24 protein-coding genes and 1 tRNA gene are annotated in these 26,486 nt (G+C 67.8%); 16 read left to right on the top strand and 9 right to left on the bottom strand.

The annotated features are described in order from the left end of the window. The first annotated feature begins 54 nt into the window (after window positions 1–54). The 3 genes from N5J29_RS07795 (at window position 55) to N5J29_RS07805 (ending at window position 5,262) form a co-directional block, all read left to right on the top strand. Window positions 55–705: an energy transducer TonB gene (locus tag N5J29_RS07795; protein WP_065174870.1), complete on the top strand. Its 651-nt coding sequence runs from the start codon at window positions 55–57 to the stop codon at window positions 703–705. Between the two features lie 195 nt (window positions 706–900). Then, entirely contained in the window at window positions 901–3,708 is a 2,808-nt protein-coding gene (locus tag N5J29_RS07800; protein WP_164152005.1) for a TonB-dependent receptor, read from the top strand. Between the two features lie 129 nt (window positions 3,709–3,837). Next, a complete protein-coding gene (locus tag N5J29_RS07805) occupies window positions 3,838–5,262 on the top strand; it encodes a basic amino acid/polyamine antiporter (protein WP_111186401.1) in 1,425 nt (474 codons plus the stop codon). A gap of 42 nt (window positions 5,263–5,304) precedes the next feature. Here the strand turns inward: N5J29_RS07805 and N5J29_RS07810 are convergent. From N5J29_RS07810 to N5J29_RS07845, 8 genes are all read right to left on the bottom strand, one after another. Continuing rightward, window positions 5,305–5,381, bottom strand: a tRNA-Asn gene (locus tag N5J29_RS07810). Window positions 5,382–5,403: 22 nt separating this feature from the next. Then, the gene (gene rlmH / locus N5J29_RS07815) at window positions 5,404–5,874 is read right to left on the bottom strand and encodes a 23S rRNA (pseudouridine(1915)-N(3))-methyltransferase RlmH (protein WP_019662111.1); all 471 of its coding nucleotides are present in this window, start codon (window positions 5,872–5,874) and stop codon (window positions 5,404–5,406) included. A gap of 64 nt (window positions 5,875–5,938) precedes the next feature. Next, complete coding sequence (rsfS, locus tag N5J29_RS07820) at window positions 5,939–6,349, bottom strand: ribosome silencing factor (protein ID WP_053520119.1); 411 nt, start codon at window positions 6,347–6,349, stop codon at window positions 5,939–5,941. Between the two features lie 58 nt (window positions 6,350–6,407). Beyond that, the gene (gene nadD / locus N5J29_RS07825) at window positions 6,408–7,073 is read right to left on the bottom strand and encodes a nicotinate-nucleotide adenylyltransferase (protein ID WP_164152003.1); all 666 of its coding nucleotides are present in this window, start codon (window positions 7,071–7,073) and stop codon (window positions 6,408–6,410) included. Between the two features lie 3 nt (window positions 7,074–7,076). Next, the gene (gene holA, locus N5J29_RS07830; RefSeq protein WP_053520121.1) at window positions 7,077–8,114 is read right to left on the bottom strand and encodes a DNA polymerase III subunit delta; all 1,038 of its coding nucleotides are present in this window, start codon (window positions 8,112–8,114) and stop codon (window positions 7,077–7,079) included. Window positions 8,115–8,125: 11 nt separating this feature from the next. Further along, window positions 8,126–8,710: an LPS assembly lipoprotein LptE gene (gene lptE / locus N5J29_RS07835; RefSeq protein WP_053520122.1), complete on the bottom strand. Its 585-nt coding sequence runs from the start codon at window positions 8,708–8,710 to the stop codon at window positions 8,126–8,128. Between the two features lie 137 nt (window positions 8,711–8,847). Beyond that, window positions 8,848–11,490, bottom strand: a complete 2,643-nt coding sequence (leuS, locus tag N5J29_RS07840; protein ID WP_164152001.1) for a leucine--tRNA ligase — start codon at window positions 11,488–11,490, stop codon at window positions 8,848–8,850. A 105-nt stretch (window positions 11,491–11,595) separates the two neighbouring features. Then, the gene (locus N5J29_RS07845; RefSeq protein WP_065181828.1) at window positions 11,596–12,198 is read right to left on the bottom strand and encodes a DUF998 domain-containing protein; all 603 of its coding nucleotides are present in this window, start codon (window positions 12,196–12,198) and stop codon (window positions 11,596–11,598) included. Window positions 12,199–12,321: 123 nt separating this feature from the next. Between N5J29_RS07845 and trxA the strand changes: the two genes are divergently transcribed. The 13 genes from trxA (at window position 12,322) to rnfB (ending at window position 26,065) form a co-directional block, all read left to right on the top strand. Next, a complete protein-coding gene (gene trxA / locus N5J29_RS07850; RefSeq protein WP_053520124.1) occupies window positions 12,322–13,179 on the top strand; it encodes a thioredoxin in 858 nt (285 codons plus the stop codon). A 108-nt stretch (window positions 13,180–13,287) separates the two neighbouring features. Continuing rightward, window positions 13,288–14,997, top strand: a complete 1,710-nt coding sequence (locus N5J29_RS07855) for a FecR domain-containing protein (RefSeq protein ID WP_164152047.1) — start codon at window positions 13,288–13,290, stop codon at window positions 14,995–14,997. Then, window positions 14,994–16,619: a CHASE2 domain-containing protein gene (locus N5J29_RS07860; RefSeq protein WP_164151999.1), complete on the top strand. Its 1,626-nt coding sequence runs from the start codon at window positions 14,994–14,996 to the stop codon at window positions 16,617–16,619. The genes N5J29_RS07855 and N5J29_RS07860 overlap by 4 nt, the downstream gene beginning before the upstream one ends. An 81-nt stretch (window positions 16,620–16,700) precedes the next feature. Beyond that, window positions 16,701–17,153 carry a DUF4442 domain-containing protein gene (locus N5J29_RS07865; protein ID WP_065174907.1) on the top strand — a complete coding sequence of 151 codons (453 nt, stop codon included), beginning with the start codon at window positions 16,701–16,703 and terminating at the stop codon, window positions 17,151–17,153. A 54-nt stretch (window positions 17,154–17,207) separates the two neighbouring features. Then, a complete protein-coding gene (locus tag N5J29_RS07870) occupies window positions 17,208–17,891 on the top strand; it encodes a DUF502 domain-containing protein (protein ID WP_053520126.1) in 684 nt (227 codons plus the stop codon). Then, window positions 17,888–18,673, top strand: coding sequence for a queuosine precursor transporter (locus N5J29_RS07875; protein WP_053520127.1), 786 nt, complete (start codon window positions 17,888–17,890; stop codon window positions 18,671–18,673). Before N5J29_RS07870 ends, N5J29_RS07875 begins: the two co-directional genes overlap by 4 nt. Before the next feature lie 94 nt (window positions 18,674–18,767). After that, on the top strand, window positions 18,768–20,699 hold the full coding sequence (locus N5J29_RS07880) for a DUF885 family protein (RefSeq protein ID WP_164151998.1): 1,932 nt from the start codon (window positions 18,768–18,770) through the stop codon (window positions 20,697–20,699). Window positions 20,700–20,715: 16 nt separating this feature from the next. Continuing rightward, window positions 20,716–21,786: a serine hydrolase domain-containing protein gene (locus N5J29_RS07885; RefSeq protein ID WP_053519947.1), complete on the top strand. Its 1,071-nt coding sequence runs from the start codon at window positions 20,716–20,718 to the stop codon at window positions 21,784–21,786. Further along, the gene (locus N5J29_RS07890) at window positions 21,783–22,187 is read left to right on the top strand and encodes a VOC family protein (protein WP_053519946.1); all 405 of its coding nucleotides are present in this window, start codon (window positions 21,783–21,785) and stop codon (window positions 22,185–22,187) included. The genes N5J29_RS07885 and N5J29_RS07890 overlap by 4 nt, the downstream gene beginning before the upstream one ends. 148 nt (window positions 22,188–22,335) lie before the next feature. Next, window positions 22,336–22,779, top strand: coding sequence for a DUF2147 domain-containing protein (locus tag N5J29_RS07895; protein ID WP_053519945.1), 444 nt, complete (start codon window positions 22,336–22,338; stop codon window positions 22,777–22,779). 102 nt (window positions 22,780–22,881) lie between these two features. Further along, window positions 22,882–24,960 (top strand): methionine--tRNA ligase, encoded by a 2,079-nt coding sequence (gene metG, locus N5J29_RS07900; RefSeq protein WP_164151996.1) that lies wholly within the window; start codon window positions 22,882–22,884, stop codon window positions 24,958–24,960. 75 nt (window positions 24,961–25,035) lie between these two features. Further along, the gene (locus N5J29_RS07905; RefSeq protein ID WP_065174860.1) at window positions 25,036–25,626 is read left to right on the top strand and encodes an HAD family hydrolase; all 591 of its coding nucleotides are present in this window, start codon (window positions 25,036–25,038) and stop codon (window positions 25,624–25,626) included. A gap of 25 nt (window positions 25,627–25,651) precedes the next feature. Further along, on the top strand, window positions 25,652–26,065 hold the full coding sequence (rnfB, locus tag N5J29_RS07910) for an Rnf electron transport complex subunit RnfB (protein ID WP_080375344.1): 414 nt from the start codon (window positions 25,652–25,654) through the stop codon (window positions 26,063–26,065). Between the two features lie 49 nt (window positions 26,066–26,114). Here rnfB and N5J29_RS07915 read toward each other — a convergent pair whose 3' ends face one another. Then, window positions 26,115–26,462: a RidA family protein gene (locus N5J29_RS07915; protein ID WP_049426796.1), complete on the bottom strand. Its 348-nt coding sequence runs from the start codon at window positions 26,460–26,462 to the stop codon at window positions 26,115–26,117. Between the last annotated feature and the right edge of the window lie 24 nt (window positions 26,463–26,486).

A 26,486-nucleotide genomic window follows, 5' to 3' on the forward strand; every position in this document is an offset into this window, starting at 1 on the left:
CCGATGGCGGCCCAGGTGCGTTGACGTCTTTCGACACTGGCACGGAGGTGGACCATGGTTCGTACGTATCCCGTTGCATCCGCGCACTTCGACCCCGCCCGCATCGCCGCCTGGAGCGCGGCCATCGCACTGCATCTGCTGGCGTTGCTGCTGCTGCTCATCCCCGCCACCTACCAGGCGGTACAGGCCCCGCGTGACACGACCACGGTCCGCTGGATCGAAAAGGTCGAGACACCGGAACCTCCGCCGATCCTGCCCACCGAACCCGAACAGGTGAAGGTCGCCCCCCGCTCCCAGGCGGTGCCGACCGCACCGGCGCTGCCAGCCCCCACCGCAACGGTCGAAGACGCGCCGGGCATCGTCCTGCCGGCCGCCGAACCGACCGCCGTGATGGCGCCGCCGACGCCGACGGCAGCTACGCCGCTGGCGGGAGCCCAGCTGCAGTACCGCAGTGCGCCGCCCCCGGCCTATCCCATCCCCGCGCTGCGCAACCGCGAACAGGGCACGGTCCTGCTGCGCGTGGAAGTGGACAGCAACGGCCAGCCTGTTGCGGTCAGCATCGAACGCAGCAGCGGTTCGCGCAGCCTGGACCAGGCCGCACGCCAACAGGTGCTGCGCCACTGGCGGTTTGAGCCCGCCCAGCATGACGGCGTGGCGGTGCCTGCCATCGGCATGGTGCCGGTGCAGTTCTCGCTGCCCGACTGACCGTTGCACCGGCCCGGCCTCAGGCCGGGCCGGAATCCGCGACCGGGTTTGCGAATCCGCACACCGCCCGTCCACGCGCTGCCGATTAAGCAAAATTTCACGACTCCGTCACCTGCCGGAAACCTAGATTGGCCCGTCCCGGACCTGATCCGGCGACAGCCCTCAACGCAAGGTTTTCCAGTTAGGAGAGAAGCTGTGAAACACCCGATCCATCGGCCCGCCAGCCGCCGTGACACCCTGGCATCGTCCATCACTCACATCCTTACCGGCAGCGCCCTGCTGCTGGCCGGCGCCGTGGTTTCCTCCTCCGCCTTCGCCCAGGAGCAGGCCACCAATCTCGACCGCATCACGGTCACCGGCTCGAACATCCCGCGCACCAATACCGAGACACCGTCCCCGGTGCAGGTGGTGACCCGCCAGGAGATCGACCGCACCGGCAAGACCACGGTCGCCGAATACCTGCAGACCCTGACCGCCGACGGTTCCGGCTCGATTCCCAAGACCTTCGGCAACGGCTTTGCCGGCGGCGGCGCCGGCATCTCCCTGCGTGGCCTCGGCGCCGGCTCGACGCTGGTGCTGTTGAATGGCCGCCGCATGGCCACCTACGGCCTGGCTGACGATGGCCAGAAGGTCTTCACCGATCTGAGCACCATTCCGCTGGATGCGGTGGAGCGCGTGGAAGTTCTGAAGGACGGCGCATCGGCGATCTATGGCTCCGACGCCATCGCCGGCGTGGTCAACATCATCCTGCGCAGCGATTTCCAGGGCGCGATCCTGCGCGGTTCCTACGGCGTCTCCGGCGACGGCGACGGCGATGCCAAGAAGGCGACGCTGACCGCAGGCACCGGCGACCTGGCCACCGATGGCTGGAACGCATTCTTCAGCCTGGACGTCGGCAAGACCGACGCGATCAAGATCGGCGATCGCAAGAACCGCAAGTGGATCGGCACCGGTGACATCCGTCGCTGGGGGTATTCCGCCGCCGACGCGCAGTTCCTGGGCGGTGCCTACCTGTCCGGTGGTACTGCCGGTGGCGTGGGCCCGAACGGCTCGGTGTTCGACGACCGCAATGTCGACGACGACAATCCCGCGTTCCTGGTGGCGCTGCCGGGCTGTGCCAATCTGACCAGCATTCCCGGCCAGACCGATGCGACCGCACAGCAGCAGGGCTGCCTGTGGGATCCGGCGCAGAAGTTCCGTGACCTGAGCCCGGAAGAGAAGTACATCAACGTGTTCGGACGTGCCAGCTTCGCCTTCGGCGAAGGCGGCGAGATCTACACCGAGATCGGCTACTCGAAGAAGGAAACCACCTTCAGCAACACGCCCTCGGGCGTGTCCGGCGGCTGGGGCTACCCGGAAGGACCGGTCAACGCCAACAGCGGTTCCGGTGCCACCGTGCTCGGCCCGGATCATCCGGACAACCCGATTCCCGGCCAGGCCTCGCGCCTGCGCTATTCGGCCTGGGACGTTGGTCCGCGCGTGACCAACAACACCAACGAGTTCAACCGCTTCCTGGTGGGCGTCAAGGGCAACTGGGGCGACTGGAACTATGACACCGCCTACCTGCACTCCGGCACCGACCTGATCAACCGTCGTACCGGCTTCCTGCACTACGACAACGTCCGCTGTGCACTGGCCAACCCGAACTGTGCCGGTGGCGTATGGCGCATCGGCGACAACGCCAACCTCAACTCGCAGGCGCTGTACGATTTCATCTCGCCGGAGATCAGTGCACGCGCCAAGTCCAGCCTGGACATGTTCGACTTCACCGTGTCGCGCAGCCTGATGGACCTCAAGGGTGGCCCGCTCGGCCTGGCGATGGGCACCGAGTGGCGCAAGACCAGCAACAGCCTGACCCCGCAGACGTTCACCGACACCGGCGACATCATCGGCCTGGGCTACTCGGCCTATGACGGTACCCAGAACGTGTACGCCGGATACGTCGAACTGTCCGCGCCGGTGCTGGAACAGCTGGAGCTGTCCGGTGCACTGCGCTACGACAAGTACGAGAGCGGTGAAGGCAAGGCGACGCCGAAGCTGGGCGTGAAGTGGACCCCGGCCGACTGGATCGCGCTGCGCGCCAGCTACGCCGAAGGTTTCCGCGCGCCGAACCCGGCCGAGAACGGCGACGGTGGCCTGGCCGCCTTCTCCAACGCCCGCGACCCGGTGCGCTGCGCCATCAGTGAAGCCGAATGCACCGCACGCTCGGTGGCGATCATCACCCGCCCCAACAGCGACCTGAAGCCGGAGGAATCCAAGAGCTATTCGTTGGGTATCGTGCTGCAGCCGACCTCCTCCACCTCGATGACGGTGGATGCGTGGCAGATCAAGCGCACCAACGAAATCGCCCAGGGCAGCACCGCCGACGCCATTGCCGCCGGCAACGTCCTGCGCGACACCAACCTGCTCAACGGCATTGCCGGCACCGGCAGCATCCTGGCGGTCAACACGCAGTACATCAACGCCGCTTCCACCCGCGTGCGCGGTATCGACACCGATATCCGCCAGACCTTCGATATCGGTCCGGGCCAGCTGGAAATGGATCTGCAGTGGAGCCATGTGCTGAAGTTCGAGCGCACCGATGCCGATGTGACGGTCGACTACGCCGGCACCCACGGCAACTGCGACGTCACCAACTGCATCGGCACGCCGAAGGACCGCATCAACTTCGGCACCACCTGGAGGCAGGGCCCGTGGAGTGTCAGCGGCGTCGCCAACTACATCAGCAAGCTGGAGAACAAGGACCGCCGTGGCGGCGACTACCTGGCGTTCTACGAGGATGGCTCGCCGGTCGAGAAGATCTCCTCGTTCACCACCTTCGACCTGTCCGGTCGTTGGAACATCACCGAAGCCTTTGAACTGAACGCATCGGTGCAGAACGTGTTTGATCGCATCGCACCGCTCGATCCGACCACCTATGGCGGCGTGAACTACAACCCGCTGCACTTCAGCGGAGCCATCGGCCGCTACTTCACGGTCGGTGCCAAGTACACCTTCAACTGATCGTCGCTGCAGCATCACCTTCGGAGGCCCGGGCACATGCCCGGGCCTCCGTCGTTGCAGATGTTGCATGCGGCTTCACGGCACTGCCGCTACTGTGCCCCTGCGGCCGCGCTGCCGCAGGGGAGATTCATGGCTGCGACCTCACAACGGCTGGGCCTGGCTGCACTGACCGCTCTGGTGGTCGGCTCGATGGTCGGCGCCGGCATCTTTTCCCTGCCACAGAACGTGGCGCGCAGCGCCGGTCCGGCCGCCGCGATCATCGGCTGGGCGGTGAGTGGCGCCGGCATGCTGATGCTCGCCTTCGTGTTCCAGGCCCTGGCCAACCGCCGGCCGGACCTCGATACCGGCATCTACGCGTATGCGCGGGAAGGCTTCGGCAACTACATCGGCTTCTCCGCGGCATGGGGCTACTGGGTTGCCTCGGTACTCGGCAACGCCAGCTTCTTCGTGCTGATCTTCAGTGGCCTCGGCCACTTCATGCCGGTGTTCGGTGAAGGCAATACGCCGGCAGCGGTGGCCGCCTCGTCGCTGTTGCTATGGACCGTGCACCTGCTGGTGCTGCGCGGCCTGCGCACTGCCGCCATCGTCAACGGCCTGGTCACGGTGGCCAAGCTGCTGCCCATTGCGTTGTTCCTCATCCTGGCCGCCGGCGCGTTCCGCATGGACGTGTTCGGCGCCGATTTCCTGGGTACCCCCGCACTTGGCGATCTCGGCCAGCAGCTGCGCGGCATGATGCTGGTGACCGTATGGGTGTTCATCGGCATCGAAGGCGCCAGCATCTATTCCCGGCGCGCTGCGCGTCGTGCCGATGTAGGGCGCGCGACCGTGATCGGCTTTCTCGGCGTATGGCTGCTGCTGGTCCTGGTGAGCCTGTTGTCGATGGGCGTGCTGTCGCAGGCCGAGCTGGCCGCCCTGCCCAATCCATCGATGGCCTACGTGCTGCGCGCCATCGTCGGCGAATGGGGCGCGACCGTGATCATCATCGGTTCGATCATCTCGGTGCTTGGCGCCCTGCTGGCCTGGGTACTGCTGTGCGCCGAGGTGCTGTATGCGGCTGCCGGCGACGGCACCATGCCCGCGTTCCTTGGCCGCGAGAATGCGCGCGGCGTGCCGGCCAATGCGCTCTGGCTGAGCAACGGCCTGATCCAGTTGTTCCTGCTGCTGGTGCTGGTGAATTCCGGCAGCTATACCGGCCTGGTACTGCTGGCTGCATCGATGAGCCTGGTGCCCTATTTCCTGTCCACGGCATTCGGCGTGCAGCTGGCCTGGCGTGGTCAGGCCTATGCGGGCGGCGAAGCAGGAATCCGCTGGCGCGACTTCAGCGTCGCGCTGCTGGCGAGCGCATACGCGCTGTGGCTTGTTTATGCCGGTGGCCTGCACAACCTGCTGCTGTCGGTGCTGTTGTATGTACCGGGCGTAGCGCTGTTCACGCTGACCCGTCGCCAGCGTGGCGAACAGGTGTTCACGCCTTGGGAGTGGGTGCTGTTCGGCGCCATCCTGGCCGTTGCGATCGCCACACTGATGGCGTTCTGGCGAGGAGCGCTGACTCTGTAGAGCAAAAAAAAACCTGCATCTCGCGATGCAGGTTTCTGAAAGTGGCGCCCGAAGTTGGACTCGAACCAACGACCCCCTGATTAACAGTCAAGTGCTCTAACCGGCTGAGCTATTCGGGCAGACGAACAGTATAACGGCTCTTCACGCGCGATGGTAGGGGTGATTTGCAATCATTGCGGCGGCCCGGTACAGCTGTTCCGCCACGACCAACCGCACCAGCATGTGCGGCAGCGTGAGCGGACCAATCGACCACTTCTCGTCGGCCAATGCCGAAACTTCGGGCGAATGCCCCTCGGGACCGCCGATCAGGAACGCCAGGTCCCTGCCCTGTCCCCGCCAATGCTCCAGGCGCTGCGCCAGCTGTTCGGAACTGAGCTGGCGGCCGGGCACATCCAGCGCCACGACGTAGGCATTCTTCGGCAGCGCGGCGATCACCCGCCGGCCCTCGTCCTCGGTGGCACGGCGTGGATCGCGGCCTTTGCCGCGCAGGCCGGGCTCGATCTCGACCAGCTCGAACGGCAGCCAGTGCGAGAGCCGCTTCTGGTACTCGGCGAACCCCTGCGCGACCCAACTGGGTGCGCGTTCACCGGTGGCGATCAGGCGGGCTTTCATCAGCGCTCCTCGAAAACGTCGACGGCGCCATCGGCGCCGTCGAAGGGATGCATCAACGTGCGGCTCAGGCCACTTCGTCGTCGCTGGACGGCGGCTGGTCACCGACCGTCCACAGGCGCTCGAGGGCGTAGAACTCACGCACGCGCGGCAGCATCACGTGGACGATCACGTCGCCCAGATCGACCAGTACCCACTCGGCTTCGCGCTCGCCCTCAACCCCGAGCGGCATCACGTCGATCTTCTTGGCGAAGCGCACGACCTCGTCGGCGATCGACTTGACGTGGCGGGTCGAAGTACCCGAGACGATCACCAGGTAATCGGCAACGCTGGACCGGCCGCGCACGTCGATCTCGACCAGGTCCTTGGCCTTCAGGTCTTCGGTGGCTTGACGGACACTGGCCAGCAGTTCCGGCACGGACGGCGGCGGGCTGGGCAGATCGACCTTGATGGTCTGGGGCTGGGTCTGGTTGCTCAAAGTGGATCGACTCGATAAACGTGGGGGCGATTATACGGGGATGGCGCGGTCGCGGCATTCACGGTGTTGCCGGATGGTACAGCCGCTGCGCGGCCACGTAGTCGGCCACCGCCGGCGGCAGCAGGGCACGCCAGGGCCCTGCCGCGGCGATCTGCGCGCGCACGGCGCTGGCCGATTCCCCGCGCAACGGATGGTGCAGGCGCAGGATGCGGCCGGCCGGACTGGCAAACAGGTCCTGTTCGCTGTCGGCCCACCGCCCTTCCAGGACACGGCCGAGCTCGCCGTCGACCGAGGCCTGCAGTGGACTGCCCGGCCGCTCCGCCACCACGAAGTGGGCCAGGCCGAACAGCGCCTCCCACTCATGCCAGCCGGGCAGGCCCAGCAGGCTGTCGGCGCCGACCAGCCAGGCCAGGGGCCGGCTGGGACCGAGCTCGCCGCGCAGTTCGCGCAGGGTATCGACGGTGTAGGACGGGCGACCGGGAAAGCGCGCGGCCCGATCCAGTTCGTGCCGGTCCAGCAGCAGCCCCGGCTCTTCGCCGATGGCCAGCGACAGCATCGTGCAGCGCTGTTCGGCGGTCGCGCCGGGAACCGGGCGGTGCGGTGGATCGGCCGCCGGCAGCATCCGCACCGCGACCTGCAGCTCATCGCGCGCGGCGCGCGCGATCGCCAGGTGCCCCAGGTGCACCGGATCGAAGGTGCCCCCGTAATAGACCCGCAGGCTCATCGATCAGGCCCGGGCCAGCAGCCGCACGGCGCGCGGCTCGGCCACGGCCACCAGCAGGCGCTCCAGCGCCAGCCAGGCGTCGCCGTCGGCGCGCCCCTTGGCGATGCGGTCGACCAGCCCGGCCTCGGCCACGAAACGTTCCCAGCGCTTGCCTTCCGGATGCCGCTGCAGCGCACGCTTGTACGGTGCCTGCCGCGACTCCCAGATGCCGCGCGATTTCATCTCGGCGGCAAGGTTGCCACCGCGCGCCTGCACCCGCGCCAGCCCGGCACCTGCCAGCAGTTCCCGGATCACGATCGGCATCAGCGCGGCCACCGCCTCGCCTTCGCCGCGCAGGCCGGCAAGCATGCGCAGCACCGCCGCCGGTTGCCCGGAGAACGTGGCTTCCACCAGCCGGAATACGTCATAGCGGGCGGCATCGGCCACCAGCGATTCCATGCGCTCCACGTCCAGCGCGTGCCCATCGGCCAGCAGCGCCAGCTTGTCGATCTCCTGCGCCGCGGCAAGCAGATTGCCCTCCACGCGCTCGGCCAGGCGCTGCACCGCGGCCGGATCCGCGCGCAGGCCTTTGCTGCGCAGGCGACGCTCGATCCAGTCGGGCAGTTCATGCGGCTTGATCGCCCAGGCCACCGACAGCACGCCGACCCGGCCCACCGCTTCAGCCCACTTGCCCTGGTGCGCCTTGCTCCATTCGTTGGCGGTGATCATCAGCACGACGTCCGGTGCCGGATCGGCGCAGAACCGGCTGATCACCTCGGCGCCGTCCTTGCCCGGCTTGCCACTGGGCAACCGCACTTCCACCAGGCGACGGGCACTGAACAGGCTCGGCGCGTTGAAGCTGGCGTCGAGCTGGCCCCAGTCGAAGTCGCGACCATCGGCGTCGAACACCTCGCGCTCACCGATGCCGGCGGCGCGCGCCCGCGCACGGACCGCGTCGGCGGCTTCCAGCACGCGCAACGTCTCAGGACCGGCGATCAGGTACACCGGCGACAGCGGGGTATCAGCGCCCTGGCTGGCCAGCTGCTCCGGACGCAGTTCCATGCCGGTCCCGGTCAGGGCTTGATGGCCGGTGCCGGTGTCGGCTCGGCCGGAACCGCAGGATCGACCGGCTTCGGCGCGGACAGGCTGCCCCCCTTCGCGACTTCGGCACGGACCACGCTGTCGATGCGGCGGATGATCGAGGCCGACATTTCCCGGCGCAGTTCATCGGCCAGGATCTCGCGCTCGGTGGTGGTACCGGTCGCGTCGGTGGGCGGCGACACGTAGTCGCGCGACAGTTCGATCACCTGCTGCGGCACCAGTTCGCTGCCATCCTCGCGACGGAAGATGAAGATCACCGCGTAGCGCAGGCTGTATTCCTGCGCACGACCCTGCGAGTCGATCGCGATCGGCAGGTCGCCCCAGCGTTCGGACAACACCTGCAGCTGGGTGCTGGGTTCGTTGCCATCCTCGCTTGCCAGCTTGGCGCCGGACGCCTGCAGACTGCGGTTGAGCAGCTTGACCAGTTCACTGTACGGGGCCGTGGAGACCACCTTCACCGGCGCGGTGTCGGTCGGCAACATCAGCTTGTTGCGCAGATGGAAGCCACAGCCGGCAAGGCCGAGGACAAGAACGAGGGCAAGCAGGAGTCGGGTCATGGAGAACAGTCTGGCGGAGCCGGGCGATCACGGCAACAGACAGCGTGCCCGAGACCGCGTGAACGCAGGGCCATCAACCGCATGCCCCCGCGTTGCTGGAACACCGGCCGCCGGGAGGGCGGCCGGTGCGGGGTACATCAGGCGGCGACGATGTTCACGATCTTGCCCGGGACGATGATGATCTTGCGCACCGTCAGGCCTTCCATGAACTTCGCTGCATTCGGCTCGGCCAGGGCCAGCGCCTCGACCTGCTCGCGAGCGGCATCGGCGGCCACTTCGATGGTGCCGCGCAGCTTGCCGTTGACCTGCACGGCCAGGGTCAGCGCGTCGCGCACCAGCGCGCTGGCGTCGGCCTGCGGGAACGGCTGGTCCTCCAGCAGCGTCTCGCCATGGCCAAGCACCTGCCACAGGGCGTGGCTGGCATGCGGGGTGATCGGATTCAGCAGCAGCACGATGGCCTGCAGTGCTTCCTGGCGCACCGCGCGGCCCTGTTCGCTGCCGTCCTCGAACTTGGCCAGCGCGTTCATCAGTTCCATCACCGCAGCGATCGCGGTGTTGAAGCTGTGGCGGCGGCCATAGTCGTCGCCGACCTTGCCGATGGTCTCGTGGGTCTTGCGGCGCAGCGCCTTCTGGCCACCGTCCAGCGCGGCCACGTCCAGCGCGGGGGCGGCACCCTCGGCGGCATGCTTCTGCACCTGGGCCCACAGGCGACGCAGGAAGCGGGCCATGCCGTCCACGCCGGCCTCGTTCCACTCCAGCGACTGTTCCGGCGGTGCGGCGAACATCGAGAACAGCCGCACGGTGTCGGCGCCATACTTGCCGACCATCGCCTGCGGGTCCACGCCGTTGTTCTTCGACTTGGACATCTTCTCGGTGCCACCGACCACCACCGGCTGACCGTCGGCGATCAGGGTCGCGCCGGTGATGCGGCCGCGCTCGTCACGCTGCACTTCCACGTCGGCGGGATTGATCCAGTCCTTGGAACCGTCCGGGTTCGGACGGTAATAGGTCTCGGCGATCACCATGCCCTGGCACAGCAGATTGCGGGCCGGTTCGTTGCTGTCCACCATCCGCGCGTCACGCAGCAGCTTGTGGTAGAAGCGGAAGTACATCAGATGCAGGATCGCGTGCTCGATGCCACCGATGTACTGGTCCACCGGCAGCCAGTAGTTGCCGCGCTTGTCCACGGCATCACGCGCGCCCGGCGAGGTGTAGCGCGCGTAGTACCAGCTCGACTCCATGAAGGTGTCGAAGGTATCGGTCTCGCGCTCGGCTGCACCGCCGCACTCCGGGCAGGTGGTCTTGCGCCACTCCGGGTCGGTCTTGATCGGCGAACCGGTGCCGGAGAACGCGACGTCCTCCGGCAGCACCACCGGCAGCTGCTCTTCCGGCACCGGTACCGCGCCGCACTTGGCGCAGTAGATCACCGGAATCGGGCAGCCCCAGTAGCGCTGGCGGCTCACGCCCCAGTCGCGCAGGCGGTAGTTGACGCGGCGCTGCCCCTGCGCCTTGCGCTCGAAACGCTCGGCCAGGGCTTCAAAGGCGCCCTGGAAATCCAGCCCGTCGAACTCGGCCGAATTGATCAGTTCGAAGGCACGGTTCTTGTCGCTGTACCAGTCCTGCCAGCGCGCGCCATCCCAATTGCGCTCGTCGTCATTGCGCGGATCCTTCAGCGCGATGACCTGCACGATCGGCAGGCCGTACTTGTTGGCCACTTCGTTGTCGCGCTGGTCATGGCCGGGCACGGCCATCACCGCACCGGTGCCATAGCCCATCAGCACGAAGTTGGCGACCCACACCGGCACCTTCTCGCCGGTGACCGGATGGATGGCGCGCAGGCCGGTATCCATGCCGCGCTTTTCCTGGGTTTCCAGCTCGGCCTCGGACACGCCGCCCTGCTTCATTTCCGACAGCAGCGCGGCCAGTTCCGGATTGTTCTTCGCTGCGTGCAGCGCCAGCGGGTGCTCGGCGGCGATCGAGACGAAGGTCACGCCCATCACGGTGTCCGGGCGGGTGGTGAACACGCGCAGCGGATCCAGCACGCTGCCATCGACGTCGCGCACGTCGAACTGGATCTCCAGGCCCTCGGAACGACCGATCCAGTTGCGCTGCATGGTCTTGACCGATTCCGGCCAGCCGTCCAGCTCGTCCAGGCCGTCCAGCAGCTCCTGGGCGTAATCGGTGATGCGCAGGAACCACTGAGGAATCTCACGCTTCTCGACCAGCGCACCGGAACGCCAGCCACGGCCGTCGATGACCTGCTCGTTGGCCAGCACGGTCTGGTCGACCGGGTCCCAGTTCACCACCGCGTTGCGGCGGTAGGCCAGGCCCTTGCGCATCAGACGGGTGAACATGCGCTGCTCGTGGACGTAATAGTCCGGGCGGCAGGTGGCGAACTCGCGCGACCAGTCGATGGCATAGCCCAGCGACTTCAGCTGGCTGCGCATGTGGTCGATGTTCTTGTAGGTCCACGCCGCCGGCGCGGTTCTGTTCTTGATCGCCGCGTTTTCTGCCGGCAGGCCGAACGCGTCCCAGCCCATCGGCTGCAGCACGTTGTGGCCGGTCATGCGCTTGTAGCGGCTGATCACGTCACCGATCGTGTAATTGCGCACGTGCCCCATGTGCAGCGCACCGGACGGGTACGGAAGCATCGACAGGCAGTAGTACTTCGGCTTGTCGGAAGTCTCGTCGACCTCGAACGCGCGGGTGGCGTCCCAGTACTGCTGGGCGGCGGATTCAACCTGCTGCGGGTCGTAGGCGTTGGGTTCAGCGCTGGTCATGGAACACGCGGATGCGGCGGCAAAGCGGTACAGCGTACCGCAGTGCGGCAAACGTCTCCAATCCTGTCCGACGGCTGTGGGCCCGGTGGCGGCCCCGCGACCGTCTCAACGGGCCCGCGACAGCGGCAGCGCCAACGCCAGCCAGACCGCCCAGCAGGCGAAGGCCAGCCGCTGCGACAGAGGCGCCGGCAGCACGCCCTGCAGGGCGAAGGCTGCCAACGCGGCAACCACACCACAGGCCAGCGCCACCCCGCCCAATGCCCGGCCCTGTGTGTCGCGCAGGCGCGCCGTGCCCAGCAGCAGGGCGCCGGCAACGAAGCCCAGCACCCATACCATCCAGGCGCTGGCATGCAGCTGGCTGGCCAGCCCGTGCAGGTCATCCACATCCAGCGGCAGCACGCCCATGGCGGCGAACGCCAGGCCGGCCAGCAGCAGCATCTGGCTGCCCACACGCGGGGCCCAGCCCGCGGTGGCCGGCAGCTGCCGGCGCAGGCATTCGGCCACCACCACCGCCAGCAGGCCCGGCAGCATGAAGCCCAGCAGATTGAAGCCCAAGGCATGCGGCATCCCCTGCGCGCCCAGCAACGCCACCGGATGGCGGGCCTGCGCATAGCCGTCGAGGCCGGCACCGAAGCCGATGACCGCAGCCACGAAGACGAGTGCGGCGATCACGCCCGACAGGCGCAGCAAGGGGGACGGCGACGACATGCAGGCTCCACGACAGCGGCAACAGGAAGGCCGCATTGTCGGCCATTTGCAGCGGCCCGGGTTGAGACGGACAGGTTCCGCCACCATAGAATCCCTCTCCAGATGCCAAGCGATGCCTCCTCCATGACCGAGACGACCTACGTATTCGACGCCACCACTGCGACCTTCGAGGCCGAAGTCCTGCAGAAGTCGCTGCAGACGCCGGTGCTGGTCGATTTCTGGGCCACCTGGTGCGGTCCGTGCAAGACCCTGGGACCGATGCTGGAAAAGCTGGCCGGCGAGTACAACGGCGCCTTTGAGCTGGCCAAGGTCGATGTCGACAAGGAACAGCAGATCGCTGCCGCCTTCCAGATCCGCTCGGTGCCGACCGTGTTCCTGGTCAAGGACGGGCAGCTGGTGGACGGCTTCCCCGGCGCCATCCCGGAGGGCCAGCTGCGCGAGTTCCTGGCCCAGCACGGCATCGTCCCCGCTGATGTCGGCGATACGGTCAGCGAGGAGGAAGCACCGCTGGACCCACAGGCACAGGTGGACGTGCTGCGCGCGCAGATCGCCGCCGAACCGGACAAGGACGAGCTGAAGCTCGACCTGGCCCTGGCCCTGCTGCAGATCGGCGGCGTGGATGAAGCCGGTACGCTGATCGACCGCCTGCCGGCCAACCTGGCCACCGACGACCGCGCCGTGCGCGCCCGTGCACGCCTGGCCTTCGCGTCCGCACTCAAGGACGCCCCGGCCGCCGAGGTGCTCGAATCACGCATCGCCGCCGATGGCAGCGACCTCAAGGCGCGCCATCTGCGGGGCGTGCAGCTGCTGCTGGAGGGCCAGGACGAGGCGGCCCTGGCCCAGTTCCTGGAAATGCTGCGGATCGACCGCGGTTTCGAGGACGGATTGCCGCGCAGGACCCTGATCGACGCCTTCAATGTGATCTCCGACGAGGACCTGGTCGGGCAGTACCGCAGGAAGATGGCCTCGCTGCTGTTCTGAACGGAAGCCTGTCCCGTTCAGAATCCCTGCACTGAACGCGGGCGATAATGTGATCGATGGCGGCCGTTCGGCCGCCGCGATCCATTCGGGGGGATGAGGGTCGGGGCCATTGGGTCTTGCTGCTGCGCCTCCGCATTGCCGGGACTGCAAACTGTGACCTTCGTCCGCACTTCGCCTTTCATTACGCGCCTCCAACGTGTCCTGCTGTGTGCCCTCCTGCTGCTGCCGGCCATCGCCGCCGCACAGGACTGGAACTACCGGGTCCGTCCCGGTGACACCCTCTGGGACCTGGGTGGCCTGTACCTGAAGCCTTCCGTGCCCTGGCAACAGCTGCAGCAGCACAACCGCATCGCCAATCCTTACCAGCTGCCGCCGGGCCAGCTGCTGCGCTTCCCGATCAGCTGGCTGCGCACCGAGCCTGCGCCGGCACGGGTCCTGTCCGTGCGCGGGAAGGTCGGGCTGGTGGGCGGCGATGGCAGCGCCACCCGCGCGGTGCGGGCCGGAGAGCAGCTGCGCATCGGCGACACCGTGGAAACCGAAGGCGACTCCAGCATCACCCTCGAATTCGCCGATGCCTCGCGGTTGCAGCTGCGCGAGTATTCGCGCCTGCGCCTGGACCAGCTCAGCCGCTACGGCCGCACCGGCATGGTCGATACCCGCCTGCGCCTGCAGCAGGGCCGCGCCAGCAACCGGGTCACCCCGGCACGCGGCCCGGCATCGCGCTACATCATCGATGCACCGACGGCGACCAGCAGCGTGCGCGGCACGGTCTTCCGCGTCAGCGCCGGCGATGGCGAGGCCGGCCGGATCGGTGCCACCGAAGTGCTGGAAGGACGGGTGCAGGTCGCCAACACCCACGGCCAGCGCCTTGTCCGTCCGGGCCAGGCCAGCCGCAACACCAGCGCCGACAAGGCGCCCGCCGCCGTGGCCGCGCTGCTGCCGGCGCCGACGCTGCGCCAGGATGAGCTGAGACTGGCCCCCCTGCCGAGCCTGCTGGCCTGGGATCCGGTCGCCGGAGCCGACCACTACCGGGTGGAGGTGGTGCAGGCGGCCACGCCGGAAATCCTGCTGTTCGCCGCCACCACCGCCGACACGCGACTGGCGATCGGCGATCTACCGCCCGGCGAGCTGCGTGTGCTGCTGCGTGCGGTCGACGCACAGGGCGTGGAGGGCCTGGACGCCAGTGCCGACTTCGAACTCAGCGACCAACCGCCGCCGCCGTTGACCGTCTCTCCGCTGCACGGCCAGACCGTCAACAGCGATCGCCCCCGGTTCCGCTGGACCCAGGCCCCGGGCGCGAGCAGCAGCGTGCTGCAGGTCGCTGCAGAACCGACGTTCACGCAGCCGCTGCAGGAGCAGGCCAGCACCGGTACCGACCTGCGCCTGGCGCAGCCCCTGCCGCCGGGCCAGTACTACTGGCGCGTTGCCTCGCGCGATGACAACGGCCACCAGGGGCGCTATGGACAAGCGCTGCCACTGCAGCTGACCAACGAACCGGTGGACCCTGCCCTGCAGCCGCCCGAGGCGGCGCATGGCCAACTAACCCTGCGCTGGCAGGCCGGCAGCGAAGGCCAGCGCTACCGCGTGCAGGTGGATCGTCGTGGCGACTTCGCCAGCCCGATGCTCGATGAAACCGTCGAGCAGCCCCAGGTCAGCTTCAAGCGGCCATGGAGCGGCACCCTGCACGTGCGCGTGCAGTACATCGACGACGACGGGCACGCAGGCGATTTCTCGCCCGCGCAGCAGGTCAAGCTGCCCTGCCGCCTGTGCTACGGCGCCGGCGGCGGCGGTGCGCTGCTGCTCTGGCTGTTGTTATGAGGCGTTCGCCGCTTCCATGGTCCCGACGGATCGCACTGGCCGTGCTGGCCGGTGTGCTGACGGCCGTGGCCAGCCATGGCCAGTGGCTGTGGCGCCAGGATGAAGCGGCCTACGACGCGATGGTCGGCGGCTGGGACTATCGACCCGACCCCAGCGTGCTGATCATCGCCATCGACGAAGGCAGCCTGCAGCGCATCGGCCAATGGCCATGGCCGCGCTCGGTACATGCGCGCCTGCTTGATCGCCTCACCGACGCCGGCGCTGAACGCATCGCACTGGACCTGATGCTGTCAGAACCCGACCGCCGCGACAGCCGCCAGGACGAAATCCTGGCCGCCGCGATCCGGCGCAATGGCCACGTCGTACTGCCCGTGCTGGCGGCGCCGGCAGCCGGCGACCGCATGGCCGAGGAACTGCTGCCCATTCCACTGATCGCGGCCAGCGCTGCGGCGATCGGCCACAGCGATGTCGAAGTGGATGGCGATGGCGTCGCCCGTGGGGTGTACCTGCGCGCCGGCATCGGCCAGCCGCATTGGCCTGCGCTGGGCCTGGCCCTGGCCGGACTGCCCGCCAGCGCGATCGACGGCCTGCCGGATCCCGAGCCGGAGGTCGATTCCCCCTATCAGTGGCGCCGCGACGATTACGTGCGGGTGCGCTACGCCGGCCCGCCGGAACGATTGCCGCAGGTGTCCTATGCCGACGTGCTCGAGGGCCACGTGGACATGGCGATGCTGCATGGGCGACGCATCGTGGTCGGAATGACCGCCAGCGGCATCGCCCCGCGCCTGCTCACGCCGACCACGCGCGAGTACTGGATGAGCGGCAGCGAGTACCAGGCCAACATCGCCTCGATGCTGCTGCAGGGCAGGCAGATCCACGTCCTGCCACGGTTCTGCCAGGACGCCATCGGTGGCCTGCTGGTGGCGCTGTGCGTGATCCTCCTCGGCCTGCGCCTGCCCTGGCTGACGGCGCTCTGTTCGCTGCCGCTGGCCCCGCTGCTGAGCTGGGCGCTGCTGCGCGCCGGCAACCTGTGGTGGGCACCGGCCAGCGCGATGCTGGGCATCGTGCTGGTGCTGCTGGCCTGGGCGATATGGCGGATCGCGGCCTGGCACCGGCTGGCCAACCGTGATGCGCTGACCGGCCTGGGCAACCGGCTGCGTTTCGAACAGTCGCTGCAGCAGGAATGCGATGCCGCACGGCGCAGCGGCAAGCCGCTCACGCTCGCGCTGATCGACGTCGATCACTTCAAGCACCACAACGACCGTCACGGTCACCAGGTCGGCGATCGCGTACTGCGCGAAGTGGCGCGGCAGATCGCCGCCCACGCGCGTCGCCCGCGCGACAAGGCGGCACGCTACGGCGGCGATGAGTTCGCGCTGGTGCTGCCGGATACGCCGGCCGAGGGCGCGCGGCAGGTGATCGAAGACCTCATCCAGAGCATCCGCGCCCTGCCCGCACCGGGCGAAGGCCATGGCGGCGGCATCACCCTGACCATCGGCGTCTATACCCGCATCCCCAACGGCGAGCTGCAACCCCACCATTTCGTGGAAGGTGCCGACGCGGCGCTGTACCAGGCCAAGGCCAATGGTCGCGACGGCTACGTGATCGACGCCGCAGGGTGACACGCGCCGCGCCGCGCACAGCTACAACATACGCATGCGAATGGTTAGACTTGGGGCCCGCCCTCCGCCCTCGCGATGCACATGAACGCCCGCCTGTTCCGTTTCGGCATCAACCTGTGGCCGCCCTTCCTGTTCACCGGCATCCACGTCACCCGGGTCAGCCCGGACTACCGGCAGATCGACGTCGAGCTGCGCCAGCGCCCCTGGAACCGCAACTACGTGGGCACCCACTTCGGTGGCAGCCTGTTTGCGATGACCGACCCGTTCTGGATGCTGGGCCTGCTGCATATTCTCGGCCGCGACTACTACGTGTGGGACCGCGCCGGCGCGATCGACTTCCTCAAGCCGGGGCGCGGCACCGTGCGCACGTCGTTCCGCATCGACGATGCGCTGCTGGACGAACTGCGCGCCGACGCTGCCGGCGGCGGCAAAGTGCTGCGCTGGTTCAGCAACGATGTGGTCGATGAAAGCGGTGAGGTGGTCGCCCAGGTGCGCAAGCAGGTCTACCTGCGGCTGAAGCCGCACGCACGCTGATCCCGGCCGCATTCCCCCGCATCATCGGCAAGCGCTGGCCGCTACAATGCGCCCATGTCGCTCGAAGCCCCCTCCCTGGTCCCCCGCCCCTCCCTGCAGCGCCTGTTCCTGACCGGCCTGCTGACCCTGCTGCCGATCTGGCTCACCTGGGTCGTGGTCAAATTCGTGTTCGTGCTGCTGTCGGGCATCTCCAGCCCGCTGGTGGTGCCCCTGTCGGAGCAGATCGCGACCAGCTTCCCGCATTATCTGGGCTGGGTGCGCGCGGAGTGGATCCAGAACACCATCGCGCTGCTGGCGACGCTGCTGGTGATCCTGGCCGTGGGCGTGGCCAGCCGCCGCGTGCTCGGCCAGCGCCTGCTGCGCTGGATCGGCGCGGTGATCAAGCGGATCCCGCTGGCCAGCATCATCTACGACAGCGCCAAGAAGCTGCTGGACATGCTGCAGACCGAACCCGGCAGCACGCAGCGCGTCGTGCTGATCGACTTCCCGCACCGCGACATGAAGTCGGTCGGCCTGGTCACGCGGGTGATCAAGGAACACGGTACGGACCGCGAACTGGCAGCGGTGTACGTGCCGACCACGCCGAACCCGACCTCCGGCTATCTTGAAATCGTGCCGGTGGAACTGCTCACACCCACCGACTGGACCGTGGACCAGGCGATGAGCTTCATCATTTCCGGTGGTGCTGTGGCGCCAGCCAGCGTGCCGTTCACCCGCGCGGGCGAACGCACCGAATGAGCACGACGCCGGTCGAGCGCCCGCTGCAGGACCGCGCGGTCCTGCTGTTCATCGTGCTGGCCGCGTTCTTCTGCGGCAATGCCGTGCTGGCCGAGCTGATCGGAGTGAAGATCTTCGCGCTGGAAGACACGCTCGGCATCGACCCGCTGAACTGGAATCTGTTCGGCCAGACCGGATCGTTGAGCTTCACCGCCGGCACACTGCTGTGGCCGGTGGTGTTCATCATGACCGACACCATCAACGAGTTCTTCGGCAAGCGCGGGGTGCGTTTCATCTCGTGGTTGGCGGTGGTGCTGATCGCCTACGGCTTCCTGTTCGCTTTCGCGGCGATCTCGCTGGCGCCGGCCAGCTGGTGGGTCACCTCGATGAACGCCCATGGCGTGCCCGACTACCAGGCCGCGTTCGCCGCGGTGTTCGGCCAGGGCATGTGGACCATTGCTGGTTCGCTGGTGGCCTTCCTGCTCGGCCAGCTGATCGACGTGGCCGTGTTCCACAGGATCCGGCAGGCCACCGGCGAGCGCCACGTCTGGTTGCGCGCTACCGGTTCCACCGCGGTCTCGCAGCTGGTGGACAGCTTCGTGGTGATCTGGATCGCTTTCGTGCTCGGCCCGCAGCAGTGGCCGACATCGCTGTTCCTGGCGGTGAGCAGCGTCAACTACGTCTACAAGATGGGCTTTGCGATCGCCCTGATTCCCCTGCTGTACCTGATGCGCCGTGCGATCACCCGATACCTGGGTGTCGAGCGCGCGGCCGCGCTGCGGGCTGCGGCCGCGGCTGACTGAAGGCCCAGCGGGCGCCAGCTGACTGCGCCCCCGCGCTGGCCGTACGCGGCCGGATCGTGCAAGCTCCACGGTCTGTGTTCCACGGAAGCTCCTGATGCCGTATTCCACCCGCGCCCTGGCCGCCGCCATTGCCGCGTTGTTCCTGTTCAGCGCCGTTCCGTCGGCCGAAGCTGCAAAGAAGAAGGCCAGCCGGCCCGCTGCGACGCAGAGCCGTCCGGCGGCCAAGCCCAAGGCGCGGCCCAGCGCGCGCGCCACCGCACCGGCACGCAGCGCCACCCGCTCCCCCGCGCGCCCGGTCGCCGCCGCCCGCACTGTGCCCAAAACGGTCCAGCTGGAGCGCCTCTATGACGAATACTGGGATGCGTCGATGCGGTTGAACCCGCTGCAGGCGACCTTCCAGGGCGAAACCCGCTACAACGACCAGCTGCCGAACATCCTGTCCGCGGCGTGGCGCCAGCAGTCGCATGACTTCACCGTGGAGTGGCTGGGCAAGGTCGAGAAGATCGGCAGCGACGGCCTGCAGGGCCAGGACCTGCTGAGCTACGAGATCTTCGTGCGCGACGCGCGCGCGACCTTGGCCGCCGAGCCGTATCCCAGCTGGATGATGCCGATCAGCCAGTACTACAACGTCGGCAGCATCATGGCCATTCTCGGTGCCGGCGCGGGTGCGCAGCCGTTCAATACCGTGCAGGACTACGACACCTGGTCGCGCCGCTCGCTGGGCATTCCGGCGCTGTTCGACCAGGCCATCGACAACATGCGCCAGGGCATGAAGGCCGGTGTGGTGCAGCCGCGCGACCTGATGGAAAAAGTGCTGCCGCAGCTGGATGCGGTGATCAAGCCGACCGCCGAGGAAAGCATCTTCTGGTCGCCGATCCGGACCATGCCGGAGTCGATTTCCGCCGAGGACAAGGCGCGCATCAGTGCCGAGTACAAGCGCATGATCGAACTGCGCATCATGCCGTCCTACCGCGCCCTGCGCGGCTTCATCGCCACCGAGTACCTGCCGGCCACGCGGACCAGCAGCGGTCTGGGCGCCCTGCCCAATGGCCAGGCGTGGTACGCCAACCTGATCGTGCAGACCACGGCCAGCGAACAGACACCCGCGCAATGGCATGCGCTCGGCGAACAGCGCGTGCAGGAGCTGCAGGCGCAGATCGCCGCAGTGATGAAGGATGCGAAGCTGCGCGGCACGCCGACCAAGCTTCTGCGCAGCATGCGCAGTGATCGCCAGTTCCAGTATGGCGACGCCAACGCGCTGCTCGGCCGCTACCGCCAGGTGCAGCAGCAGGTCGCCACGCGCCTGCCGCAGGTGCTCGACACGCTGCCGAAGGCTGCCCTGGACATCCGTGCAGTGGAGCCCGAGCGTGCGCTCACCGCGGCCGCGGCCTCCTACCAGCCGACACAGCCCGGCGAGGCCGGGGTGCTGTATGTGAACACCCGCGACCTGCCCAGCCGCAAGCGCTGGAACGTGCCGGTGCAGTACCTGCATGAAGGCATTCCCGGCCACCACGTGCAGCTGGGTCTGCAGCAGGAGCTGGCCAAGCAGCCGCGCTTCCGGCGTGCCGGCGGCGACCTGGCCTTCATCGAAGGCTGGGGCCTGTACTCGGAAACGCTGGGGGAAACGCTGGGCGTCTACACCGATCCCTACGACCGCATCGGCTATCTCTCCTCGCGCCTGCTGCGCGCAGCGCGCGTGGTCGCCGACACCGGCGTGCATGCCCAGGGCTGGAGCAAGCAGCAGGCCGTCGCCTACCTGCAGAAGACCGTGGACATGAGCAGCGATGATGCCAATGCCGAAGTGGAGCGGATCATGGCCCAGCCTGCGCAGGCGCTGTCCAATGTGGCCGGCCTGACGACCCTGCTGGCACTGCGCGACAAGGCCAAGGCACGCCAGGGTGCGGCATTCGACCTGCGCCGTTTCCATGCCGAACTGCTGAAGGACGGCTCGATGCCGCTGGACGTGCTGGAGCGGAAGATGGAACGATGGCTGTCACAACCGCCGGGGGCCGCGCCGGCCCCCTGATCGCCACGGAGCCCTCATGCGTCCCGCCACCGTCGTGTTCGCTGCCGTACTGGCCCTGCTGCGGCAGGCCGCGCCTGCCGCACCGGCGGTGATGCCACCGGATGCGGGCATCGATGGCCTGATGCAGGCCTACGATGGCCAGGTGCCGGGAGCAGCGGTACTGGTGCTGCACGACGGGCAGGCGGTGTTCCGCCGCGGGTACGGCCTGGCGGTGGTCGAAGATGGCACCGCGGTGACCGCGGCCAGCAATTTCCGGCTGGCCTCGGTGAGCAAGCAGTTCACCGCCGCCGCCGTGCTGCTGCTGGTGGAAGAGGGCCGCCTGGGCCTGGACCAGCCAGTGCGACGCTGGCTGCCGGAACTTCCCACTGCGGCGTCCTCCGTCACCCTCCGTCACCTGCTGTCGCATACCAGCGGTCTGCCCGACTATGAGGGCCTGATGGACCCCGCCGACAGCCGCCAGGTGCACGATGCGGACGTGCTGGCGCTGCTCGCACGCGAGGACCGGCTGGATTTCACACCGGGCACTGCGTACCGCTACAGCAACAGCGGATATGCGCTGCTGGCGCTGATCGTCGGGCGCGCGTCGGGCCAGGATTTCGCCACCTTCCTGCAGCAGCGGATCTTCGGCCCGCTGCACATGACCCACACCGTCGCCCACCAGGACGGCGTCGATACGGTCACTGCGCGGGCCTACGGCTACAGCTGGCTCGACGGTCGCTGGCAGCGCACCGACCAGAGCACCACCAGTGCCGTGCTGGGTGATGGTGGCATCTATTCCTCGCTGGACGACCTCGCCCGCTGGGATGCCGCACTGTACGACGACCGCCTGCTGTCAGCCGCATCGCGGCGGGCCATGTTCAGCCCGGCCACCGCAACCACCGAACCGGACGTACCGCATTACGGCTTCGGCTGGCGCCTCAACGGCCGCATGCAGTGGCACAGCGGCGAAAGCATCGGCTTCCGCAACGTCATCCTGCGCTATCCGGACCGGCATCTGACAGTGATCGTGCTGAGCAACCGCAACGACCCCGAACCCTATCCGCTGGCGCTGAAGATCGCCCAGCGCTGGCTGGACATCCTGCAATGACCGACGATCCGACCGCCCTGCTGGGCATCCATCATGCCGCGCTGATCTGCAGCGACTATGCGCGCTCGAAGGATTTCTACGTGCGCATCCTCGGCCTGCGCGTACTGGCCGAGAACCACCGTGCCGCGCGCGATTCGTGGAAGCTGGACCTGGCACTGCCGGATGGCGGCCAGCTGGAACTGTTCTCGTTCCCGTCACCACCGCCCCGGCCCAGCCGCCCGGAGGCACAGGGCCTGCGTCACCTGGCCTTCCGCGTGGCCGCGCTGGAGCCATTCATCCAGCGCCTGGCCAGCTGCGGCGTGGACTGCGAACCGGTCCGCGTGGACGAATACACCGGCCGCCGCTTCACCTTCTTCGCCGACCCGGACGGCCTGCCGCTGGAACTCTACGAAGTCGGCTGATGGCTCGGGGTCAGATCCCTTTTCCATCGGGAAAGGATCTGGCCCCACTCACCTGCTCGACCCGGCACCCCCTTCCCCATACCCCGCCGAATGGGTATACAGTCGGCGTGTACCGGCACCGTGCCGGAATGAACCCTGGGAGGGGACCATGCGCAAGACCTTCAAGACCCTGCTGCTGGCGCTGCCGCTGTGCCTGGCGGCGCTCTCGGCGCAGGCCGCCGATGGCGCGGCCGGCCGCTGGAAGACCATCGACGACAAGACCGGCCAGGTGAAGTCCATCGTCGAGATCAGCCAGGCCGCCAACGGCACGCTGTCCGGCAAGGTGGTGGACATCCTGCACTCGGACAAGGGTCCGAACCCGGTCTGCGATGGCTGTGAGGGTGCCAACAGGAACAAGCCGGTGAAGGGCATGACCATCCTCTGGAACCTGAAGGCCGACGGCGCCAGCAAGTGGTCCGGCGGCACCATCCTCGACCCCGCCAACGGCAAGACCTACAAGTCGAAGATGGAACTGCAGCCGGGTGGCAACAAGCTGGACGTCTCCGGCTGCATCGCCTTCATCTGCCGGGCGCAGACCTGGGTACGCGAGTAAGCCACCGGCCTGTCCGCGCATACCCGTGACCCGGCCCCGGCCGGGTCACCTCGTTGCGGGCATGCGATAATCTGCGGTTCCCCTCGGCTTCACCCCGCGACCATGACCCGTACCGCGCTCGTCACCACCGCCCTGCCCTACGCCAACGGCCCGCTGCATCTGGGCCATCTGGTCGGCTACATCCAGGCCGACATCTGGGTGCGTGCACGGCGAATGAGCGGCGGCAGGACCTGGTTCGTCTGCGCCGATGACACCCATGGCACGCCGATCATGCTCGCAGCCGAGAAGGCCGGGGTAACCCCGGAGGCCTTCATCGCCAGCATCCAGGCCAGCCATGAACGTGATTTCGCCGAATTCGGCGTGGCCTTCGATCACTACGATTCGACCAATTCGGCAGCCAACCAGGCGCTGACCGAGGCGTTCTACCTGAAGCTGGAAGCGGCCGGCCACATCAGCCGCCGTTCGGTGGCCCAGTTCTACGACCCGGCCAAGGGCATGTTCCTGCCGGACCGCTACATCAAGGGCATCTGCCCGAACTGCGGCAGCGCCGACCAGTACGGCGACAACTGCGAAGTCTGTGGCGCCACCTACAGCCCCACCGATCTGAAGGAGCCGAAATCGGTGATCTCCGGCGCTACGCCCGAGATCCGGGATTCGGAGCACTTCTTCTTCGAGGTCGGCCGCTTCGAGGGCTTCCTGCGCGAATGGCTGGCCGGCGACGTCGCGCTGCCCGGGGTGAAAGCCAAGCTGGTGGAGTGGCTGGACGCGGAGGGCGGCCTGCGCGCGTGGGACATCTCGCGTGACGCGCCGTACTTCGGCTTCCAGATCCCGGGCCATCCGGGCAAGTACTTCTACGTCTGGCTGGACGCGCCGATCGGCTACCTGTCCAGCTTCCAGACCCTGTGCGGCACGCTCGGCGAGGATTTCCAAGCCCACCTGCGCGCCGGCACCGCCACCGAGCTGCACCACTTCATCGGCAAGGACATCGTCAATTTCCATGGCCTGTTCTGGCCGGCGGTGCTGCACGGCACCGGCCACCGCGCGCCGACCCGCCTGCACGTCAACGGCTATCTGACCGTTGACGGCGCCAAGATGAGCAAGTCGCGCGGCACCTTCGTGATGGCGCGCACCTTCCTCGATGCAGGACTGGAACCGGAAGCGCTGCGCTACTACTACGCGGCCAAGTCCGGCGGTGGCGTCGACGACCTCGACCTGAACCTGGGTGACTTCGTCGCCCGCGTCAACGCTGATCTGGTCGGCAAGTTCGTCAACCTGGCCAGCCGCTGCGCGGGCTTCATCAGCAAGCGTTTCGACGGCCTGCTCGCCGCGCAGCTGCCCGATGCCGCCCAGTACCAGCGCTTCATCGACAGCCTGGCGCCGATCCGCGAAGCCTACGAGCGCAACGATCCGGCGGCGGCGATCCGCCTGACCATGACCCTGGCCGACGAAGCCAACCGCTACATCGACGACGTCAAGCCGTGGGTGATCGCCAAGCAGGAAGGCGCCGACGCGCAGCTGCAGGCCGTGTGCAGCCAGGGCCTGAACCTGTTCCGTGTACTGGTCACCGCACTGAAGCCGGTACTGCCTTCCACCGCCGCCCAGGCCGAGGCGTTCCTGGCCGCGCCAGTGGCCGACTGGACCGACCTGGCGCAGCCGCTGCTGGCCCATCGAATCGCTGACTACACCCCACTGTTCACCCGTATCGACCCGAAGAAGATTGACGCCATGATCGACGCCTCCAAGGACACCCTGCAGCCGACCGCCGCTGCCCCCGCCGCCAAGGCCGACGCTGCCAAGTCGGCGGCTGCCGTGCCGGCCAGTGCCGCAACGGCCAGCGCCGAGGCACCGGCCTACATCGGCATCGACGACTTCGCCAAGCTCGACCTGCGCATCGGCAAGGTGCTGGTGTGCGAGTTCGTGGAGGGTTCGGACAAGCTGCTGCGCTTCGAGCTGGATGCCGGCGAACTGGGCAAACGGCAGATCTTCTCCGGCATCCGTGCCAGCTACGGCGAGCCGGAAGCGCTGGTCGGCCGCAGCGTCGTGTTCATCGCCAACCTGGCCCCGCGCAAGATGCGCTTCGGCCTGAGTGAAGGCATGATCCTGTCGGCAGGTTTCGATGGTGGCGCGCTGGCGCTGCTGGACGCCGACAGCGGCGCGCAGCCGGGCATGCCGGTCCGCTGATGCACTGCGCGGGCGCGGCCACGGCGGCGCCCAGCGGTCACGGCAACGACGGGACGCACCACGGGAGGCATCGGAATGGAACTGGCGCTGTTCGACTTCGACCATACCGTCACCACCTGCGATACCTATGGCCGCTTCCTGCGCCGCGTGGCCACCGCCGAGCAGCTTGCGCAGGCGTGGTGGAAGGTGGGTCCGTGGCTGGCAGCGTACCGGCTGAAACTGATCTCGGCCGAACGCATCCGCGCCCGCGTCACCCGCCTCACCTTCAGCGAGCGCCACGCCGACGACATCGCAGCGCTGGCCACCGGCTTCTCGCGCGAGTTCCTGCCCGAGGTGGTGCGCCCGGAAATGCTGGAACAGATCCGCTGGCACAAGGAACAGCAGCACACCGTGGTGGTCGTGTCCGGTTCGCTGGATCTGTACCTGCGTCCCTGGTGCGAAACGCTGGGTCTTGAACTGATCTGCAACCGCCTTGAAAGCCGGGACGGACGCCTGACCGGCCGGTACCACGGCGGCGATTGCGGTCCTCGCAAGGTCGAGCAGATCCGTCGCCGTTTCGATCTGTCGCGTTACACGCGCATCCACGCTTATGGCGACAGCGCAGAGGACCGGCCGATGCTGGCCCTCGCCCACGAACGTTGGTTCCGTGGCAAACCCCTGAAATGATCCATACGCGCAGCCTTCGCCACGCATGAGCCTGATTCCGCCGCTGACCGAACGCCTGGACCGACTGTTGCCGCAGACGCAATGCGGACAATGCGGCTATGACGGTTGCCGCCCCTATGCGCAGGCGATGGCGCGCGGCGAGGCGGGCGTGGACCGCTGCCCGCCGGGCGGCGATGCGGGCGCGCGTGCACTGGCCCAGGTACTGGGTGTGCCGGCACTGCCGTTTGATCGTACGCGCGGCGAACACAAGGCGCCGCAGGTTGCGGTGATCGTCGAGGCCGACTGCATCGGCTGCACCAAGTGCATCCAGGCCTGCCCGGTGGACGCGATCGTCGGCGGCGCGAAGTACATGCATACCGTGATCGCCGACCTGTGCACGGGCTGCGAGTTGTGCATTCCACCGTGTCCGGTGGACTGCATCGTGCTGCGGGAACGGTAGCGGTGCCAGCTCCCTTCCGGCAGGAAAGGGAGCTGACACCCGCCCGCCGTTACGGCACGGCCGCCGTCACCACGATCTCGACCTTCCACTCGGCGTGTGCCAGCTTGGCTTCGACCGTGGCGCGGGCCGGGGTCGCACCCTCGACCACCCATTCGTCCCATGCCTTGTTCATGCCGTCGAAGTCGGCCATGTCGGCCAGGAACACTTCCGCGCGCAGCACATGCTGGCGATCACTGGCCACCAGTGCCAGCAGCTTGTCGATCTCGGCCAGCACCTGCCGGGTCTGTCCGGTGATGTCCTGGCTGGTGTCCTCCGGAATCTGGCCGGAGAGGTAGGCAACCTTGTTGTACACGGTCATTTCGGACATGCGCGGTCCGACGTCGTAACGCTCCATCATGGGCGTGGCTCCTGCGGGTGATCA

The organism is Stenotrophomonas sp. GD03680, from assembly GCF_029844625.1.
GTDB classification, from domain to species: domain Bacteria; phylum Pseudomonadota; class Gammaproteobacteria; order Xanthomonadales; family Xanthomonadaceae; genus Stenotrophomonas; species Stenotrophomonas maltophilia_P.

Excerpts from the sequence above, each read along its gene's own strand:
- N5J29_RS07880 (WP_164151998.1), top strand. The coding sequence starts at position 18,768 with ATGCCGTATTCCACCCGCGCCCTGGCCGCCGCCATTGCCGCGTTGTTC.
- N5J29_RS07915 (WP_049426796.1), bottom strand. The coding sequence starts at position 26,462 with ATGATGGAGCGTTACGACGTCGGACCGCGCATGTCCGAAATGACCGTG.
- N5J29_RS07845 (WP_065181828.1), bottom strand. The coding sequence starts at position 12,198 with ATGTCGTCGCCGTCCCCCTTGCTGCGCCTGTCGGGCGTGATCGCCGCA.
- N5J29_RS07905 (WP_065174860.1), top strand. The coding sequence starts at position 25,036 with ATGGAACTGGCGCTGTTCGACTTCGACCATACCGTCACCACCTGCGAT.
- lptE (WP_053520122.1), bottom strand. The coding sequence starts at position 8,710 with ATGACCCGACTCCTGCTTGCCCTCGTTCTTGTCCTCGGCCTTGCCGGC.
- N5J29_RS07805 (WP_111186401.1), top strand. The coding sequence starts at position 3,838 with ATGGCTGCGACCTCACAACGGCTGGGCCTGGCTGCACTGACCGCTCTG.
- N5J29_RS07865 (WP_065174907.1), top strand. The coding sequence starts at position 16,701 with ATGAACGCCCGCCTGTTCCGTTTCGGCATCAACCTGTGGCCGCCCTTC.
- N5J29_RS07795 (WP_065174870.1), top strand. The coding sequence starts at position 55 with ATGGTTCGTACGTATCCCGTTGCATCCGCGCACTTCGACCCCGCCCGC.
- N5J29_RS07870 (WP_053520126.1), top strand. The coding sequence starts at position 17,208 with ATGTCGCTCGAAGCCCCCTCCCTGGTCCCCCGCCCCTCCCTGCAGCGC.
- trxA (WP_053520124.1), top strand. The coding sequence starts at position 12,322 with ATGACCGAGACGACCTACGTATTCGACGCCACCACTGCGACCTTCGAG.
- rnfB (WP_080375344.1), top strand. The coding sequence starts at position 25,652 with ATGAGCCTGATTCCGCCGCTGACCGAACGCCTGGACCGACTGTTGCCG.
- N5J29_RS07860 (WP_164151999.1), top strand. The coding sequence starts at position 14,994 with ATGAGGCGTTCGCCGCTTCCATGGTCCCGACGGATCGCACTGGCCGTG.
- holA (WP_053520121.1), bottom strand. The coding sequence starts at position 8,114 with ATGGAACTGCGTCCGGAGCAGCTGGCCAGCCAGGGCGCTGATACCCCG.
- N5J29_RS07895 (WP_053519945.1), top strand. The coding sequence starts at position 22,336 with ATGCGCAAGACCTTCAAGACCCTGCTGCTGGCGCTGCCGCTGTGCCTG.
- N5J29_RS07885 (WP_053519947.1), top strand. The coding sequence starts at position 20,716 with ATGCGTCCCGCCACCGTCGTGTTCGCTGCCGTACTGGCCCTGCTGCGG.
- leuS (WP_164152001.1), bottom strand. The coding sequence starts at position 11,490 with ATGACCAGCGCTGAACCCAACGCCTACGACCCGCAGCAGGTTGAATCC.
- metG (WP_164151996.1), top strand. The coding sequence starts at position 22,882 with ATGACCCGTACCGCGCTCGTCACCACCGCCCTGCCCTACGCCAACGGC.
- nadD (WP_164152003.1), bottom strand. The coding sequence starts at position 7,073 with ATGAGCCTGCGGGTCTATTACGGGGGCACCTTCGATCCGGTGCACCTG.
- N5J29_RS07875 (WP_053520127.1), top strand. The coding sequence starts at position 17,888 with ATGAGCACGACGCCGGTCGAGCGCCCGCTGCAGGACCGCGCGGTCCTG.
- N5J29_RS07890 (WP_053519946.1), top strand. The coding sequence starts at position 21,783 with ATGACCGACGATCCGACCGCCCTGCTGGGCATCCATCATGCCGCGCTG.
- rlmH (WP_019662111.1), bottom strand. The coding sequence starts at position 5,874 with ATGAAAGCCCGCCTGATCGCCACCGGTGAACGCGCACCCAGTTGGGTC.